The organism is Thauera chlorobenzoica (assembly GCF_001922305.1).
Lineage (GTDB): Bacteria > Pseudomonadota > Gammaproteobacteria > Burkholderiales > Rhodocyclaceae > Thauera > Thauera chlorobenzoica.
This window is the reverse complement of sequence record NZ_CP018839.1, coordinates 754,064-770,116: the sequence shown is the minus strand read 5'-3', so window position 1 is coordinate 770,116 and position 16,053 is coordinate 754,064. Positions and strand designations below refer to the sequence as shown.

17 protein-coding genes are annotated in these 16,053 nt (G+C 69.0%); 9 read left to right on the top strand and 8 right to left on the bottom strand.

What is annotated here, in order from left to right:
* Positions 1-75: 75 nt before the first annotated feature.
* The 7 genes from aroB to Tchl_RS03725 all read right to left on the bottom strand — a co-directional run bounded on the left by aroB (position 76) and on the right by Tchl_RS03725 (position 6,817).
* Positions 76-1,158 carry a 3-dehydroquinate synthase gene (gene aroB, locus Tchl_RS03755; RefSeq protein ID WP_075147215.1) on the bottom strand — a complete coding sequence of 361 codons (1,083 nt, stop codon included), beginning with the start codon at positions 1,156-1,158 and terminating at the stop codon, positions 76-78.
* Entirely contained in the window at positions 1,146-1,676 is a 531-nt protein-coding gene (locus Tchl_RS03750; protein WP_075147214.1) for a shikimate kinase, read from the bottom strand. Before Tchl_RS03750 ends, aroB begins: the two co-directional genes overlap by 13 nt.
* 84 nt (positions 1,677-1,760) lie before the next feature.
* Positions 1,761-3,929 carry a type IV pilus secretin PilQ family protein gene (gene pilQ, locus Tchl_RS03745; RefSeq protein WP_198158983.1) on the bottom strand — a complete coding sequence of 723 codons (2,169 nt, stop codon included), beginning with the start codon at positions 3,927-3,929 and terminating at the stop codon, positions 1,761-1,763.
* Complete coding sequence (locus Tchl_RS03740; protein ID WP_075147213.1) at positions 3,926-4,444, bottom strand: pilus assembly protein PilP; 519 nt, start codon at positions 4,442-4,444, stop codon at positions 3,926-3,928. The genes pilQ and Tchl_RS03740 overlap by 4 nt, the downstream gene beginning before the upstream one ends.
* Complete coding sequence (locus Tchl_RS03735) at positions 4,441-5,157, bottom strand: type IV pilus inner membrane component PilO (protein ID WP_075147212.1); 717 nt, start codon at positions 5,155-5,157, stop codon at positions 4,441-4,443. The genes Tchl_RS03740 and Tchl_RS03735 overlap by 4 nt, the downstream gene beginning before the upstream one ends.
* A complete protein-coding gene (locus Tchl_RS03730; RefSeq protein ID WP_075147211.1) occupies positions 5,154-5,744 on the bottom strand; it encodes a PilN domain-containing protein in 591 nt (196 codons plus the stop codon). Before Tchl_RS03730 ends, Tchl_RS03735 begins: the two co-directional genes overlap by 4 nt.
* Positions 5,741-6,817: a pilus assembly protein PilM gene (locus Tchl_RS03725; protein ID WP_075147210.1), complete on the bottom strand. Its 1,077-nt coding sequence runs from the start codon at positions 6,815-6,817 to the stop codon at positions 5,741-5,743. The genes Tchl_RS03730 and Tchl_RS03725 overlap by 4 nt, the downstream gene beginning before the upstream one ends.
* 175 nt (positions 6,818-6,992) lie before the next feature.
* Between Tchl_RS03725 and Tchl_RS03720 the strand changes: the two genes are divergently transcribed.
* Entirely contained in the window at positions 6,993-9,422 is a 2,430-nt protein-coding gene (locus Tchl_RS03720; protein ID WP_075147209.1) for a penicillin-binding protein 1A, read from the top strand.
* A 27-nt stretch (positions 9,423-9,449) separates the two neighbouring features.
* On the opposite strand, the gene cyaY is transcribed toward Tchl_RS03720, so the two are convergent.
* A complete protein-coding gene (gene cyaY, locus Tchl_RS03715; protein WP_075147208.1) occupies positions 9,450-9,776 on the bottom strand; it encodes an iron donor protein CyaY in 327 nt (108 codons plus the stop codon).
* Between the two features lie 45 nt (positions 9,777-9,821).
* Between cyaY and lptM the strand changes: the two genes are divergently transcribed.
* From lptM to Tchl_RS17920, 8 genes are all read left to right on the top strand, one after another.
* Entirely contained in the window at positions 9,822-9,995 is a 174-nt protein-coding gene (gene lptM, locus Tchl_RS03710; RefSeq protein WP_075147207.1) for an LPS translocon maturation chaperone LptM, read from the top strand.
* A complete protein-coding gene (lysA, locus tag Tchl_RS03705) occupies positions 9,992-11,302 on the top strand; it encodes a diaminopimelate decarboxylase (protein WP_075147206.1) in 1,311 nt (436 codons plus the stop codon). Before lptM ends, lysA begins: the two co-directional genes overlap by 4 nt.
* Positions 11,303-11,660: 358 nt before the next feature.
* A complete protein-coding gene (locus Tchl_RS03700; protein WP_075147205.1) occupies positions 11,661-11,891 on the top strand; it encodes an acyl carrier protein in 231 nt (76 codons plus the stop codon).
* Between the two features lie 11 nt (positions 11,892-11,902).
* The gene (locus Tchl_RS03695) at positions 11,903-13,144 is read left to right on the top strand and encodes a beta-ketoacyl-[acyl-carrier-protein] synthase family protein (RefSeq protein WP_075147204.1); all 1,242 of its coding nucleotides are present in this window, start codon (positions 11,903-11,905) and stop codon (positions 13,142-13,144) included.
* A gap of 31 nt (positions 13,145-13,175) precedes the next feature.
* Entirely contained in the window at positions 13,176-13,472 is a 297-nt protein-coding gene (locus tag Tchl_RS03690) for a phosphopantetheine-binding protein (RefSeq protein ID WP_075147203.1), read from the top strand.
* Positions 13,473-13,623: 151 nt separating this feature from the next.
* Positions 13,624-14,277 (top strand): COG4648 family protein, encoded by a 654-nt coding sequence (locus tag Tchl_RS03685; RefSeq protein WP_075147202.1) that lies wholly within the window; start codon positions 13,624-13,626, stop codon positions 14,275-14,277.
* 58 nt (positions 14,278-14,335) lie between these two features.
* Positions 14,336-15,682 (top strand): AMP-binding protein, encoded by a 1,347-nt coding sequence (locus Tchl_RS03680; protein WP_232311649.1) that lies wholly within the window; start codon positions 14,336-14,338, stop codon positions 15,680-15,682.
* On the top strand, positions 15,679-15,987 hold the full coding sequence (locus Tchl_RS17920; protein WP_075147201.1) for a 3-hydroxylacyl-ACP dehydratase: 309 nt from the start codon (positions 15,679-15,681) through the stop codon (positions 15,985-15,987). Before Tchl_RS03680 ends, Tchl_RS17920 begins: the two co-directional genes overlap by 4 nt.
* Positions 15,988-16,053 lie beyond the last annotated feature (66 nt).

Genomic DNA, 16,053 nt, shown 5'->3' with positions numbered 1-16,053 from the left:
TGCAGGAGGCCTCCCCGGGGGGCCTGCCGCAGGAGCCATGTGTTCCCGCAGCCGCCCGGCCGGGACGGCCCGGATTCAGCGGCAGCGGGCCTCGATCGCCGCGGCAATCTCGCTCAGCGCCGCCTCGCCGTACACCCGCGCACGACCGAGCGCGTGCAGCAGCACGAGGCGCAGGCGCCCGGCCTCGACCTTCTTGTCATGAGCCATGAGTGCGAGGTAGCGCGCCGCGCCCAGCTTCGGCCCCCACACCGGCAGCTTCGCGCGCACGAACAGCGCCTCGATCCGATCGACATCGTCCGCGGCGAGCCAGCCGAGGCGGCGCGACAGTTCGGCGGCCATCATCGTGCCTGCGGCCACCGCCTCGCCATGCAGCCATTCGCCGTAGCCGAGTCCGGTCTCGATGGCGTGGCCGAAGGTGTGGCCGAGGTTGAGCAGGGCGCGCTCGCCCTGCTCGGTCTCGTCGGCCGCCACCACTTCGGCCTTGTTGCGGCAGGAACGCTCGATCGCGTACATCAGCGCGTCCGGGTCGCGCGCGCGCAGACGCTCGAGGTTTGCTTCCAGCCAGGCAAGGAAGTCGGGATCGCGGATCAGGCCGTACTTGATCACTTCGGCGAGGCCGGCGGCCAGTTCGCGCTCGGGCAGCGTCGCCAGGGTGTCGATGTCGGCCAGCACCAGCCGGGGCTGGTAGAAGGCGCCGATCATGTTCTTGCCCAGCGGATGGTTGATCGCGGTCTTGCCGCCGACCGAGGAGTCGACCTGGGCGAGCAGGGTCGTCGGAATCTGGATGAAGGGCATCCCGCGCTGGTAGCAGGCGGCGGCAAAGCCGCCCATGTCGCCGACCACCCCGCCGCCGAGCGCGATCAGCGTGGTCGAACGCTCGCAGCGCTCGGAGAGCAGCAGGTCGAAAATGCGGTTCAGCGTTTCCCAGGTCTTGTACGCCTCGCCGTCGGGCAGGCTCACCACGCTCACGCTCACGCCCGCCTGCTCCAGTGCGGCGCGCAGTCCGCCCAGGTAGAGCGGGCCGACGGTGTCGTTGGTGACGATCGCCACCCGCGGTGTCTTCAGCTGCGCGCGGACGAGGTCGGCACGGCCGAGCAGGCCGCGGCCGATGTGGATCGGATAGGCGCGATCGCCGAGGGCAACGTTCAGGGTTTGCATGGGCTCTTGTGGAAATGCTGGAGGGCGGCCTCGACCAGCCGCACCATGGTGCCGGGGTTGCCGCGCCCGCCGTCGACGACGAGGTCGGCCACTTCGCGGTACAGGGGGTCGCGCTGGTGGTGCAGGTCGATGATGCGCTGACGTGGATCGTCCACCTGCAGCAGCGGGCGGTTGCGGTCGTGGCGGGTGCGCTCGTAGAGGATCTGCGGCGGCACGTTGAGGTAGATGACGATGCCGCGCTCGTGCATCAGCGCACGGTTGGCCGGCGTCGTCACCACCCCGCCGCCGGTGGCGATGACGATGTCGGACTCGCGGGTGAGCTCGTCGATCATCTGCGTCTCGCGCCTGCGGAAACCGGCTTCGCCCTCGATCTCGAAGATCGTCGGGATGCTCACCCCGGTGCGGGCGACGATCTCGTGGTCGCAGTCGGCGAAGCGCACCTTGTGCCGCCTCGCCAGTTCCTTGCCGACCGTGGTTTTGCCGGCGCCCATCATGCCGATCAGTATCAGACAGCTCACGCGTGATTCGCCGGAAGTCCAGAAAAAAGGGGCGGGCCCCTCTGGGGAGGCCCGCCCCGGCATTGTATCAGCAGAGCGGAGGGCTTATCGCAGGGTCAGCGTGTCGGCGACAATGCGCGGAGTGATGAACACCAGCAGTTCCTTGCGGTTGGATACGGTGGTCCGCGACTTGAACAGGTTGCCCACGACCGGGATGTCGCCCAGCAGCGGCACCTGGTCGACACCGCTGGCCTCCTCTTCCTCGTAAATCCCGCCGATGACGACGGTGCCGCCGTTTTCGATCAGCACCTCGCTCTTGACGTTCTTGGTTTCGATCGGCGGTACGCCGAGCAGCATGTTCTCGTACAGCGGGCGGTCCTTGTTGACCTCGATCGCCAGCTGCAGGCGGCCGTCGGGAGTGATCTGCGGCTTCACCTTCAGCGACAGCACCGCCTTCTTGAACTCGACGTTGGTCGCCCCCGAACTGGTCGCCTCCTGGTAGGGGATCTCGGTGCCCTGCTCGATCGAGGCCTCGACCTGGTTGGCGGTCAGCACGCGCGGACTGGACACGATCCGGCCCCGGCCGTCGGACTCGAGCGCCTGCAGCTCGAGGTTGAGGAAACGGGTCAATCCCTTGTTGAACAGAGTCAGATTCAACGCGCCATATCCGCTCGGCATGAAATCGCCGCCACCGACCCTCACCGACTCGCCAACCATCTGCATCATGTCGGTGACCGGGAAGTCCCCCGTGCGGTCGATCTTGGCGCCCCCCGTCTGCTCATCGGGCACCAGGGAAACGAACTCCGAGTTGCCGAAACCGATCTTCGCCCCATTGCCGAGCGAAGCGTATCCACGGCTGCCGAAGCCCAGCCGCACCCCCAGGTCACGGGCGAAGGTCTTGTTCGCCTCGACGATCCGCGCCTCGATCAGCACCTGGCGCGGCGCGACGTCGATCTCCTGCACCAGCCGGCGCAGCGCCTGCAGGCGCGAACCGACGTCGGTGACGAAGACCTTGTTGCTGCGCTCATCGACCACCACGCTGCCGCGCGCCGACAGCATGGTCTGGTCCTTGCTCTTGAGGAAATCGAAGATCTCCTTGGCCTTGTGGTAGTTGATCTGGAAGCTTTCGGTCTGCAGCTGTTCGAGGTCGCTGATCTGCGCCTTCGCTTCCAGCTGCTGCTTCTCGCGCGCGGCGAGCTCCTCGCCCGGCGCGATCCAGATCACGTTGCCGTTCTTGCGCATGTCCAGGCCCTTGGCCTGGAGGATGATGTCGAGCGCCTGGTCCCAGGGCACGTCCTTCAGGCGCAGGGTCAGGCTGCCCTGTACCGAGTCGGAGGTGATGATATTGAAGTCGGTGAAATCGGCGATCACCTGCAGCACCGAGCGCACATCCACGTTCTGGAAGTTGAGCGACAGCTTCTCACCCTGGAACTGGCCGCGCGAGCCCTGCACCAGCTTGCCGGGGTCCTCGACGATGCGCTTGACTTCGAGCACGAAGCGGTCGTTGCTCTGATAGGCGTTGTGTTCCCACAGACCGTTCGGCGTCACCGTCAGGCGCACGCGGTCGCCGAGCTGCTGCGTGCTCATCGACGTGACCGGGGTGGCGAAGTCGGTGACGTCGGAGCGCCGGCGCAGATGCTCGGGGAGCGCCGCCTGGAGGAAATCGACCACCAGGTTGCCGCCTTGCTGGCGGATGTCGATGCCGGCGTCGGCGCTCGACAAGTCGACCACCACCCGCCCTTCGCCTTCGCTGCCGCGGCGGAAGCTGACATCGCGCACGGCCACCCCCGCCGCCGCGGAAGGCTCGGCGAAGTTGCCCTGGGGCACCGGGAGCGCGCTCGCCTGCGCCGCCGGAAGGCGCAGCGGCGAGATCGCGATCACCAGGTCGCGCCCCTCGATGCGCGCTTCGTAGGGGCTCATCTTCACCAGGTTCAGCACCAGGCGGGTGCGATCGCCGACCTGGACGATGTTGGCGCTGCGCAGATCGCCCTGCTCGACGCTTTGCACGCTGCGCCCGAGGGCGTTGGCGGTGGCGGCGAAGTCGAACGCGATGCGGGCCGGCTCGGCCACGCTGAAGCTGGGCGGCAGGCGGGTAAGCGCCTCCGTCAGGCTCACCCGGACAAACAGCGAACCGCCCTGCTCGGCCACTTCCAGCCCTTCGATGCGGTTGTTCGATGCCTGGACCTGCCCTGCCTCCTGCGCGCGCAGGGCGGCCGCGGGCACAAGGCCTGCGCAAGCGGCCGCCAGCAGCAGCATTCCGATACGGTGTTTCATTTTCCGGCCTCCTGCCGCTCCTGCAGTATCAGCGAACTGGTGCGCTCGACCCAGTCGCCGTAAACGTCCTCGACGAGTTCGCGCAAGGTCACCTCATTCTCGGTGATCCGGATGACGACGCCGAAATCGTGCCCCATGTAATTGCCCGGGCGCACCTGGTGGAGGGTGTCACCCGCCCGGATCAGCGCATGCGTGGTGCCGCCGCGGGTCAGCACCCCGACCATCTGCAGCGTCTCCAGCGCATGGCCCTCGAGCGGCTCGCGGCGGCGGTTCATGTCCGGCCCCGCGCTGCTGCTCGACACCCGCTGCGGCTGCATGCGCGCGCTGCGGAACGGATCGTCGCCCTGGGCGCCGGCGTACCCCACCACCGGAAAGGGCCGCAGTTCGGGCAACGGGCGCACTACGCCACGCATCCCGCGCGTCTGCTCCTCCATCCAGACGTGAAGGTCGTCCTGATTTCCGCCCGCACAACCGGCCAGCAGCAGGCAGGCGGCAAGCACTCCTGCCTTGTTCATTTCTTCTTCCCTCGCGCGGCTTGCTCAGCCTGTGCCGCCTGGCGCTGCTGCGCCAGTTCTTCTTCATCGAGGTAGCGATACGTCACCGCCTTCGCCTCGAGCTCGAGGCGGCCGTCCTTGCCCGATTCGAGGGCGATGTCGTTGAGGGTCACGATCCGGGGCATGCGCGCGATGTCGCTGACGAATTCGCCCAGCTCGTGATAGCCGCCGGTGACGCGGATCTCGATCGGCATTTCGGCATAGAACTCCTTGACCAGGTCCGCTCCCGGCTTGAACAGCTCGAATTGCAGGCCGCGCCCCAGGCCGGCCTGGTTGAGGTCGGACAGCAGGGAATCCATTTCCGCCCGATTGGGCAGCTGCTTGAGCAGCGCGCCGAACTGGCGGTCGATCTCGGCCAGCTGGCGACGATGCTCGTCCAGGTTGACCGCCTGGCGCTTCTTCGTCACCCAGCTTTCGCGCAGTTGCAGCTCTTCGGCCGCGCTGCGCTCGAGGCGCTCGGCCTGGCCCCGCCAGTCGAACCACCAGAAGGCGGCGACCGTGGCGAGCAACACCGCGAGCGCCGCCGCCAGCCGCGGCGCGAGCGGCCACAGGCCGGGGTCGTTCGGGTCCAGGTCCTTGAAGTCCTGCGCCAGGCGCTGCAGGTCGGCACGGGCGAGGCGCTTGCGTGCGACCGGGGCGGGTGCAGAGGCCTTGCGCGACAGCAGGCGCTTCATTTCGCGCCTCCCTTGCCGCCGCGGGGCGGTTCGGGCGCTTCGGCCTGCGGCGGCACGATGCCGATGCCGAGGGTGAATGCGCTGACCCGGCGGTTCTCTTCGGCGGCGGCCTTGGCCTCGATCAGGACCGGCTGCTCGAGAAAGGCCGAGGCATCGAGGTTGCGCATCAGGTGCGACACGCGCGCATTGGACTGGGCGAAGCCGGCCAGGGTGACACGCCGGCCACCCTGCTTGATCGACTTCAGATACACCCCCTCGGGGAAGCTCAGCGCCAGTTCGTTGAACAGATGCACGGTTTCGGCGCGCGTGCTCTGCAAGGCTTCGATCACCTGCTTGCGCGCGAGCATGGCGTCGATCTGCTCGCGCAGGCGGCGGATTTCGACGATGTCCTGGTCGAGGCGGGCGATCTCGGTCTTGAGGAAGGCGTTGCGCGCCTCCTGGCGCTCGCCCCGGAGATCGTACACGGCATGGACGGCAAAGCCGATCAGCGCGCCGAGCACGACCATCGCCCCCGCCAGCAGATAGAACTGCTGGCGGCGCTGGCGGCGCTTTTCGATGCGATGCGGCAGCAGGTTGAGGCGGATCATGCGTCGAACCTCCGCAGCGCGAGGCCACAGGCCACCATCAGCGAAGGCGCGTCGGCGAGCAGGTTGCGCGGGCGCACCCGTTCGCTCGACATCATGCCGGCAAACGGGTTCGCGATCTGGGTGGGAACCTGGGTGCGCGCCGCCACCACTTCGGCCAGGCCCGGCATCAGCGCACAGCCACCGGCGAGCATGACGTGATCGACCCGGTTGTACTGGGTGGAAGTGAAGAAGAACTGCAGCGCACGCGACACTTCGAGCGCGAGGCTGTCCATGAACGGACGCATCAGCTCGCGCGGGTAGGTCTCGGGCAGCGACCCGGCGCGCTTGCCGGCTTCGGCCTCGTCCAGGCCCATGCCGTAGTGGCGGGCAATGTCCTGGGTGAGCTGGAAGCCGCCGAAAGCCTGTTCGCGCGTGTACACCGACAGGCGGTTGCGGAACATGTTGACGTTCATCACGTTCGCGCCGACGTCGACGAGGGCGATGACCCGGTCCTCGCCGCCGCCCGGCAGCTGCCGGCACACGAGCTCGAGCGCGGATTCGGTGGCGAGCGATTCGACATCGACGATCACGGCCCTGAGCCCGGCGGCCTGGGCCGCGGCGACGCGGTCCTCGACCTTGTCCTTGCGCGAAGCCGCGATCATCACCTCGACTTCTCCCGCCGCGCCGGGCGCCGGGCCGATCACCTGAAAGTCGAGATTGACCTCGTCGAGGGCGAACGGAATGTACTGACTGGCCTCGGCCTCGACGGCGAATTCCATTTCGGTTTCGCGCAGGCCTTCGGGGAGGACGATCTTCTTGGTGATCACCGACGAGGACGGCAACGCGACGGCGACGTTGCGCACGTCGGAGCCGAAGCGGCGCAACGCGCGCTTGAGCGCTTCGCCGAGCGGTTCGAGCTTGACGATGTTGCCATCGACGACGGTATCGCGCGGCAGCGGCTCGATCACGTAACGCTCGACTTTGTAAGCGTCCTTGTCGCTCCCGGACAGCTCGACCAGCTTTACCGATGAAGACGAAATATCGAGCCCGGCAAGCTGGCGTGTCGCCGAGCTGAAGAGCGGGAGATCAATCACAAAGAAAACCCTTTAATTTCTTTATGTTACGATCAACACCTTGACCGGACCCAAGGATGCTAGCAACAAGCCGGAGGGGTGTAAAGCGAAGCCTGTCGCGGATAATCTGCGCTCACAGCCGGGTCCGGACGCATCCTCTATAATGCTCGCCCGTTCCACACCCCCTGGATTGCCCATGCGCTGGGTCCTGTATCCGGTCGGAGCGCTGTTCGCGCTGATCATTCTCGGTCTTGCCACGCTCACGGCGATGGCCCTGTTCGCCTGGCCGAACCTGCCCGCCCTCGACACCCTGACCGACTATCGGCCGCGCGTCCCCTTGCGCGTCTATACCGCCGACGGCCACCTGCTCGGCGAATTCGGCGAAGAGCGGCGCGACGTGGTGCGCATCGCCGAAGTCCCCTCGGTACTCAAGCACGCGATCCTCGCCGCCGAGGACGAGCGCTTCTACGAGCACCCCGGCATCGACCTGCTCGGTCTCGTGCGTGCCGCGCTCGCCAACCTGTCTTCCGGCGGCCGCAGCCAGGGGGCGTCGACGATCACCATGCAGGTCGCGCGCAACTTCTTCCTGACGCGCGAGAAGACCTACAACCGCAAGCTGTACGAGATCCTGCTCGCGCTCAAGATCGAGCAGAACCTGTCCAAGGACCAGATCCTCGAGCTCTACATCAACCAGATCTACCTCGGCCAGCGCGCCTATGGCTTCGCGGTGGCCGCACGCGCCTATTACGGCAAGCACCTGGACGAGCTGACCCTGCCCGAAGCGGCGATGCTCGCCGGGCTGCCGAAAGCGCCGTCGGCCTTCAACCCGGTGGTCAACCCGGCACGTGCCGCGGTGCGCCAGCAATACGTGCTGCGCCGCATGCTCGAGACCGGGCTGATCGACCCGTCCCAGTACGAGCATGCCCTGAGCTTCGCCACCCCAAAGCAGGGGCAGCGCGACAACACCGCAGGGCGCCGCCAGCAGGACCTGTTCGTCGCCGGCGGCGAACACGTTGCCGAGATGGCACGCCAGATCGCCGTCGAGCAGTTCGGCGAGCAGGCCTACGAGCTCGGCATCCGCATCGTCACCACGGTGACGCGCAAGGACCAGGAAGCAGCCTACGCGGCGCTGCGCAAGGGGGTGCTCGACTACGACCGCCGCCACGGCTACCGCGGCCCGGAAGCCTTCGTCGATCTGGCGGTGAGTGAAACCGGTGCCGAGCGCTTCGACGAATTGCTCGGCGACACTGCCGATCACGGCGACCTGCTCGCCGCGCTGGTGCTGAAGGCTTCGCCGAAAGAAGTCGTCGTGTATCGCCGCGGCCGCGAACTCCGCATCGACGGCAAGGGCCTGCGCTTCGCCGCGCCGATGCTGGCCGACAAGGCGCCGCAGAGCCGGCGCATCCGCCGCGGCGCGATCGTGCGCCTGCGCGACACCGGCAAGGGCGACTGGGAACTCGCCCAGCTACCCGAAGTCCAGGCCGCGCTGGTGTCGCTCGACCCGCACAGCGGCGCGGTGCGCGCCCTGGTCGGCAGTTTCGACTTCGACCGCAACAAGTTCAATCATGTCACCCAGGCGCTGCGCCAGCCGGGTTCGAGCTTCAAGCCCTTCATCTTCTCGGCTGCGCTCGAACGCGAGCTGGGCCCCGGTGACGTGCTCGCCGACGAACCGCTGTACTACCCGGCCGGCGTCACCGGCAGCCAGGACTGGGAACCGAAGAACTACGACGGCAAATACGCCGGCCCGATGACGCTGCGCGAAGCGCTGACGCGCTCCAAGAACATGGTGTCGATCCGTCTGCTCGAGCGCATCACGCCCGAATACGCGCGCGACTACATCACCCGCTTCGGCTTCGACGCCGCCCGCCACCCCCCCTACCTGACCATGGCGCTCGGCGCCGGCGCGACGACCCCGTGGGAGATGGCCACCGGCTACGCGGTGTTCGCCAACGGCGGCTACCGCATCGAGCCTTACGTGGTGAAGGAAATCTACGACGGCGAAGGCCGCCTGATCGCCCGCATCGACCCCCCTGTTGCCGGTCGCAGCGCACCGCGGGTGATCGACGCACGCAATGCCTGGCTGATGGACTCGATGATGCGCGACACGGTCCAGCACGGCACCGCGACCCGGGCGCGCAGCCTCAAGCGCAGCGATCTCGCCGGCAAGACCGGCACCACCAACGACTACGTCGATGCCTGGTTCTGCGGCTACCACCCCGAGCTCGTCGCCGTTGCCTGGGTCGGCCACAGCCAGCCACGCAACCTCGGGCGCGGCGAGACCGGCGGCGCCGCCGCACTGCCGATCTGGATCAACTATATGGGCAGCGCGCTCGAAGGCGTCCCCGAAGTGCAGCGCCCGCGCCCCGACGGCCTGATCCTGGTCGACAACGGCCTGCACAACGGGCAGGACTACCACTACGCCGAATACGCCCCGCCCGAGCCGGCGCCGGCGCCGAGCTGGCTCGAACAGCTGTTCGCCGACGACAAGCCCCGGCAGGTCATCCACGCCCCGATGGAAGCCCCCGAGGAGGCGATTCCGGCGTTTCCCGCTCCGCGCCCGCTGCCCCGCCCGGCGCAGGCGCCCGCACCGGTCGAGGAGCGTGCGCCGGTACCGATCCGGCGCTGAGCGCAGGGCGTACCCTGCACCGCCAGCTCAGGCCGGCGGCTGCAGATCGACCGCTTCTCCCGCCTGCGCACCAAGCAGCGCCGCGAGCATCGTCCACAGCTCGGTGCCGTCGCGGGTGTTGACCCAGCGCCCGCCTTCGGGACGGAAGTGAAAGCCCCCCGATTTGGCCGCGACCCAGATTTCACGCGCCGCGGTGTGGCGGTTGAGGATCATCTTCGTGCCATTGTCGAATTCGAGTTCGAGCACGCCGCCGGGCTTGGGCTCGATGTCGATGTCGACGCCGCAGTCTTCCAGCGCATGTTCGATGCGGGCGAGCTCGGCCTCCGCGAGGGCATTGAATGCAGACTCTTCCATGCTGACTCCTTCTGTTAGGATTCCGGTTTTTTGCGAACGACGGCGATGCGAGCCAAACTTCCTGCGATCGCGCTTGCCTGCGCGCTATTGACGGCCTGCGGTATCAAGGGTCCGCTCTACCTCCCCGCGCCCGGCACCCCCGGCCAGCCGGAACCGGGCGCCGATCATAGCAAACCCGTCATCCCGCCGGACCTGATTTCCGAACCCCTGATCGAATGAACACCCCTGCCCCGCATATTCCGGCCGCACACACCCCGGCCGCAGCGCTCCCATTCCCGCCGATCCCCACCCTGCAGGCGCGCGACGGCGCGCTGTGGCTGGAAGGCCTCGCCCTCGCCGACCTCGCCGCCCGCTTCGGCACGCCGACCTATGTGTATTCGAAAGCCGCGCTGGAAGCCGCCTTCGCCAGCTGGCGCGAGGCCCTCGCCGGACGCCGCGCGCTCGTCTGCTACGCCGTGAAGGCCAACTCCAACCTCGGCATCCTGTCGGTGTTCGCCCGTCTCGGCGCCGGCTTCGACATCGTCTCGGGCGGTGAGCTGGCACGCGTGCTGGCGGCCGGCGGCGAAGCCGGCAAGGTGGTGTTTTCCGGCGTCGGCAAGACCCGTGCCGAAATGCGCCAGGCCCTGCAGGCCGGCATCCGCTGCTTCAACGTCGAGTCGGCCGCCGAACTCGAACGCCTGGACGCGGTGGCCGGCGAACTCAGCACCCGCGCCCCGGTCGCGCTGCGGGTCAATCCCGACGTCGACCCGAAGACCCACCCCTACATTTCCACCGGCCTCAAGGGCAACAAGTTCGGCGTCGCCTTCGCCGACGCCCTGTCGCTGTACCGGCGCGCCGCGGCGCTGCCCAACCTGCGCGTCACCGGCGTCGCCTGCCACATCGGCTCGCAGCTGCTCGACCCCGCGCCGATGGCCGAGGCCGCGCGCAAAGTGCGCGGGCTGGTCGAGCGGCTTGCCGCCGACGGCATCGCGCTCGGGCACGTCGACCTCGGCGGCGGCCTCGGCATCCGCTACCGCGACGAGGCTCCGCCCACCGTCGCCGACTACCTCGCCCCGCTGCTGGAGGCCTTCGAGGGCTGCCCGCAGGAGCTGTGCTTCGAGCCCGGACGCTCGCTGGTCGGCAACGCCGGCCTGCTGCTGACCCGCATCGAATACCTGAAGCCGGGCGAGACAAAGAACTTCGCCATCGTCGACGCGGCGATGAACGATCTCGCCCGCCCCGCCCTGTACGACGCCTGGCACGAAGTGGTGGCGGTGGCGCCGCGCGCGACGGCGGCGCAGCGTTACGAGATCGTCGGCCCGATCTGCGAAAGCGGCGACTTCCTCGCCCACGACCGCAGCCTGGCGGTGGCCGAGGGCGACCTCCTCGCCCTCCTTTCGGCCGGCGCCTACGGCATGACGATGAGCTCGAACTACAACACCCGGCCGCGCGCCGCGGAAGTCATCGTCGACGGCAGCAGCGCGCACCTGGTGCGCGCGCGCGAGACCGTGGCCGAGCTCTACGCGGGGGAGAAAGCGCTCGATTGAACATCGCAATCGGCCACCAGGAGAAGCCGCACCGGCCACGATCACGGAGGTGCGCAGGCCGAAGCGGGGCTATCGGTGCGCGAAGTGCACCGAAAAACAGTACCGACTGAAGCTCTACAGCGAAGGCCTCTTCGTCCACGCACGCGCCCAGAGTTCGGGCGCCAATCTGCGGGCATGACTTTTGCTTCTTGCAGGGCGCAACCATATTAATCACAATAATATGTTTATAATTGTTTCACTCGATTGCGCGAGTGGTGGCTCCTGGTTTCTCACGCTCTTTCGCGGCCCATCCTTCAGTCCGCAGTAGCCCCACAGAACGCTCCCACCCGATCCCGGCCCGCGATACCGTACGAGCAGCATGGACAGTCTTGCCATCATCCGCGAATTCCTCGACGAGCGCCTCGCAGTGCCCCCCGGCGAGGTGCAGCCCCCCGCCGCGCTCGCCGATCTCGGTGTCGATTCGCTGATGCTGCTCGAGCTGATGTTCGAATTCGAGGAGCGGCTGGGCACGCCGCTGCCGCGCGACATCAAGGCCCCCAGGACGGTCGGCGAGCTCGTCGCCCTGATCGACGGCCTGAGCGGCCGCTGAGCGGAGCGGGCATGAGCGGACGGCGCGTCGTCATCACCGGGGTCGGCCTCGTCAGCCCCTATGGCGGCGATGCGGCCGATTTCTTCGAGCGCCTGCTCGCCGGCGAATCCGCAGTCCGCCTGTACGAAACCGACGACGTGCCTCGTCCGCTCGCGATTCCGGCGGTGCGCTGTGCGGCCCTCGACGTCGACGCGTTGCTCGGCCGCGCGCTCGCCAGCACCATGGATCGCTTCGCCCAGCTCGGCACCGTCGCGGCACTCGACGCCTGGCGCGACGCCGGCTTCGACCCCGGGGACCGGAGCGAGAAGCCGCACTGCGGCGTAGCCTGGGGCACAGCGCTCGGCGGCACGCTCGCCTACGAGCGCGGCTACCGCGAGCTGTGGCTCGCCGGCCGCCCGCGGGTGTCGCCCCTGTCGGTGGTGCTGGGCATGAACAACGCGGCCGCTTCCCACGCCGCCATCCTGCTCGGGCTCGCCAACGCCTGCCTGTCCTACACCGTGGCCTGTGCCTCGTCGGCGATCGCCATCGGCGAGGCCTTTCGCCGCATCCGGGCCGGAGCGGCGGAGGTGATGCTCGCCGGCGGCTCGGACGCGCCGCACGCCTACGGCGTGGTGCGTGCCTGGGAGGCGTTGCGGGTGCTCGCGCCAGGCGATGCCGAGAGTGCGCCGCGCGCCTGCCGGCCCTTCGACCGGGAGCGTGCCGGCCTCGTGCTCGCCGAGGGCGCCGGCGCCCTCGTGCTGGAAGAACGCGAGCACGCGCTCGCGCGCGGGGCCACCATCCTCGCCGAGCTCGCCGGCTACGGCAGCACTTGCGACCACGCCCACCTGGTGCGGCCCGAGGCGGCCGGACAGCGGCGCGCCATCGCGCTCGCGATGGAGGACGCCGGGCTCGCACCCGAGGAGATCGACTACATCAATGCCCACGGCACCGCCACCCGCGAGGGCGACCCCACCGAGATCGCCGCGATCCGGGATTATTTCGGCCCCCGCGCGGCCGGCGTCGCGGTGAGCGCGACGAAATCCATGCACGGACACATGCTCGGCGCCACCGGGGTGGTCGAGGCCATCGTCACCGTGCTCACGATGCGCCGCGGTGCCGTTCCGCCCACGGCCTGGCTCGATGCACTCGATCCCGACTGCGCCGGCGTGCGCCACATCGCCGCCCGGGCCGAGAACCTGCCGGTGCGCGCCGCGCTCTCCAATTCCTTTGCCTTCGGCGGGAGCAACGCCGTACTCGCGTTCCGCGCCCATTAGAATTCAGTTCCTTGCCAGATCCTGTCCGCTCATGAACGCCAACGTCCATCCCCTGCTCGCCCCTGAACAGCTCGCCGCACTCCAGTCGGAAGTGGCCGGCCTCGTCGTGGAAGCGCTTAATCTCGAGACCGCGCCCGGGGAGATCGACCCCGACGCGTCGCTGTTCGGCGATGGCCTCGGGCTTGACTCCATCGACATCCTGGAGGTAGCGCTGGTCGTGTCCAAGCGCTACGGCTTCCAGCTGCGCGCCGACGACGAGAACAACGTGCGCATCTTTACCTCGCTGCGCACCCTCACCGAGCACATCGCCACGCACCGCACGCAATGAGCCGGCCGGTGCCGACCCTGAGCAATTCCAGGCTGCAAATGGGTAGGCTGGGTGACGTTCCGGCGGAATCCGGGAACGGCGGCGGGCGACCGCCCGCCTGCCCCGGGTTCCGTTGCACGCCATCCGGGCTGCGGAGCGCCGGGGCAGCGCGATGAACATCCGGGAAGCCGCGCGCACCGCGGCAATCGCAGTGGCGGTCGTCGCCTGGGCGGCGGCGGCGCACTACACCAGCGCGCTGGTCGCGTCGTCCGCCTGGGGCGCCCTGCTCGGATTGTCCCCGCTCGCGGCCATCGCCACCGCCTTCGCCTGGCGCTCGCCGCACCGGCCGGCGATGTTGGCGCTGCTCGCGCTCGCCGCAGCCGGGCTCACCGCGGTGTGGCCACAACTCGTGCAAAACGTCGGCTGGCTCTACTTCGTGCAGCACGTGGGCACCAACGCGCTGCTGGGCGTGGCCTTCGGGCGCACCCTGGGGCACGGCCGCAAGCCGATGTGCACCGGGCTCGCGGCGCTCGTCCACCCCGAGCTGAGCCCCCGCCTCGAGCGCTACACCCGCCAGATCACGGTGGCGTGGTCGCTCTTCTTCGCGCTCATGAGCACAGCCTCCGTGCTGCTCTTCGCCTTCGCGCCAATCACCGTGTGGTCGGCCTTCGCCAACCTGCTGACGCTGCCGCTGGTGGCGCTGATGTTCGCCGCCGAGTACGCGGTACGCCGGTGCGTGCTGCCGCCCGAGGACCGCAGCGGAGTGCTTGACGCGGTGCGCGCCTACTGGCGCAGCAGCGCCCCCGCCACCCCCTCCGACCGATGAAACATCCTGTTCCACGCCTTCGCACGTTCGAGCCGCGGCCACGTAGCCCGGCGGGGGCATGATGAGCCCCACGCCCGAAGCCCACGCCCTGCCGCTGCTCGCCCATGCCTCGCTCGAGGCGCCACTCGCGTGGCGCGCCGACGGGCCGATCAGCGCGGCGCGCTTTCTCGCCGACGCGCGGCGGGTCGCGGCCCTGATGCCGGCCGGCGGCCACGTCCTCAACGTGTGCGCCGACCGCTACCGGTTCACGGTGGGCCTCGCAGCAAGCCTGCTCGCGGGCAAGGTGAGCCTGCTGCCTTCGACCCACACGCCCGAGACGGTGCGCCAGCTCAGGCACTTCGCGCCGGACGCCTTCTGCCTCACCGACAGCTTCCCCTGTGACATCGCGCTGCTACAGATGGCCTGGCCGGAGCTCGCGCCGGCCGAGGACGCGGGCCCCGTCCCTACGCTGCCGCCCGACCGGCTGGTGGCCTGGGTGTTCACCTCCGGCTCCACCGGCGCGCCGGTGCCACACGCCAAGCGCTGGGGCGCGCTGGTGAAGAATGTCCGCGCCGAAGCCGAGCGCCTCGGCATGCTTGTGCACCCGCACGCGCTGGTGGGCACGGTGCCGGCGCAGCACATGTACGGCTTCGAGTCCACGGTGCTGATCTCGCTGCTCGCGGGCGGCTCGTTCTGGGGCGCACGCCCCTTCTACCCGGCCGACATCGTCGCGGCGCTCGAGGCGATCCCGTCCCCGCGGGTGCTGGTGACAACCCCCTTCCATCTGCGCACGCTGTTTTCGGCCGAGCTACCCGTTCCGCCCCTCGACCTGCTGGTTTCGGCCACCGCGCCGCTTTCGGCCAACCTCGCGGTCGACGTCGAGACGCGCCTCGGCTGCCCGTTGATCGAGATCTACGGCTGCACCGAGACGGGCCAGACCGCCACCCGCCGCACCGCGCTCACCGCCGAGTGGCAGCTCTTTCCCGGCGTGCGCCTGAGCATGGAGGACGGCCGGGCGATCGCCCACGGCGGCCACGTGGAGGCACCTACACCGCTCACCGACGTGGTGGAGCCCACCGCCGCGGACCGCTTCCTGCTCCACGGGCGCACCGCCGACCTGGTGAACGTCGCCGGCAAGCGGACTTCGCTGGGCTTCCTCAACCATCAGCTGAACGCCATCCCGGGCGTGGTGGACGGAAGCTTCTTCCTGCCCGACGAGGACGACAGCGACGGCATCGCACGGCTTACCGCGGTGGTGGTGGCGCCCGGGCTCGACCGCTCGCACCTGCTCGCAGCGCTGCGCGAGCGCATCGATCCGGTGTTCCTGCCGCGGCCGCTGCTCTTCGCCGACGCCTTGCCGCGCAACGCCACCGGCAAGCTGCCGCGCGCAGCACTCGCCGCACTGCTCGGCGGAGGCGCCGCGTGATCCACGAGACGACCCGCGTCGTGCCGCCGGACCACCCCGCCTTCGCCGGGCACTTCCCGGGCCGCCCCGTCCTGCCCGGCGTGGTGCTGCTCGCCTGGGCACTCGAGGCGCTGGAGGCGGCCACCGGATGGCCGGCCACGGCCTGCGACATCGCCTCGGCCAAATTCCTGTGCCCGGTCGGCCCCGGCACCCCCCTCACCCTGCGCCACACCTTGCAGCCGAGCGGCACGTGGCGCTTCGACGTGCTCGCCGGGGCCGGCACGGTGGCCACCGGCACCGTACGCACGTTCGGCCCGAACGCATGAGATCCATACAACCTTGCAGCCCGGATGGGATGCAATGGCATGCGGTAACGGCGATGCTCGTTGCAC

Excerpts from the sequence above, each read along its gene's own strand:
- aroB (WP_075147215.1), bottom strand. The coding sequence starts at position 1,158 with ATGCAAACCCTGAACGTTGCCCTCGGCGATCGCGCCTATCCGATCCAC.
- cyaY (WP_075147208.1), bottom strand. The coding sequence starts at position 9,776 with ATGGAAGAGTCTGCATTCAATGCCCTCGCGGAGGCCGAGCTCGCCCGC.
- Tchl_RS03720 (WP_075147209.1), top strand. The coding sequence starts at position 6,993 with ATGCGCTGGGTCCTGTATCCGGTCGGAGCGCTGTTCGCGCTGATCATT.
- Tchl_RS03730 (WP_075147211.1), bottom strand. The coding sequence starts at position 5,744 with ATGATCCGCCTCAACCTGCTGCCGCATCGCATCGAAAAGCGCCGCCAG.
- lptM (WP_075147207.1), top strand. The coding sequence starts at position 9,822 with ATGCGAGCCAAACTTCCTGCGATCGCGCTTGCCTGCGCGCTATTGACG.
- Tchl_RS03690 (WP_075147203.1), top strand. The coding sequence starts at position 13,176 with ATGAACGCCAACGTCCATCCCCTGCTCGCCCCTGAACAGCTCGCCGCA.
- Tchl_RS03740 (WP_075147213.1), bottom strand. The coding sequence starts at position 4,444 with ATGAACAAGGCAGGAGTGCTTGCCGCCTGCCTGCTGCTGGCCGGTTGT.
- lysA (WP_075147206.1), top strand. The coding sequence starts at position 9,992 with ATGAACACCCCTGCCCCGCATATTCCGGCCGCACACACCCCGGCCGCA.
- Tchl_RS03685 (WP_075147202.1), top strand. The coding sequence starts at position 13,624 with ATGAACATCCGGGAAGCCGCGCGCACCGCGGCAATCGCAGTGGCGGTC.
- Tchl_RS03695 (WP_075147204.1), top strand. The coding sequence starts at position 11,903 with ATGAGCGGACGGCGCGTCGTCATCACCGGGGTCGGCCTCGTCAGCCCC.
- Tchl_RS03680 (WP_232311649.1), top strand. The coding sequence starts at position 14,336 with ATGATGAGCCCCACGCCCGAAGCCCACGCCCTGCCGCTGCTCGCCCAT.
- Tchl_RS03735 (WP_075147212.1), bottom strand. The coding sequence starts at position 5,157 with ATGAAGCGCCTGCTGTCGCGCAAGGCCTCTGCACCCGCCCCGGTCGCA.
- pilQ (WP_198158983.1), bottom strand. The coding sequence starts at position 3,929 with ATGAAACACCGTATCGGAATGCTGCTGCTGGCGGCCGCTTGCGCAGGC.
- Tchl_RS03700 (WP_075147205.1), top strand. The coding sequence starts at position 11,661 with ATGGACAGTCTTGCCATCATCCGCGAATTCCTCGACGAGCGCCTCGCA.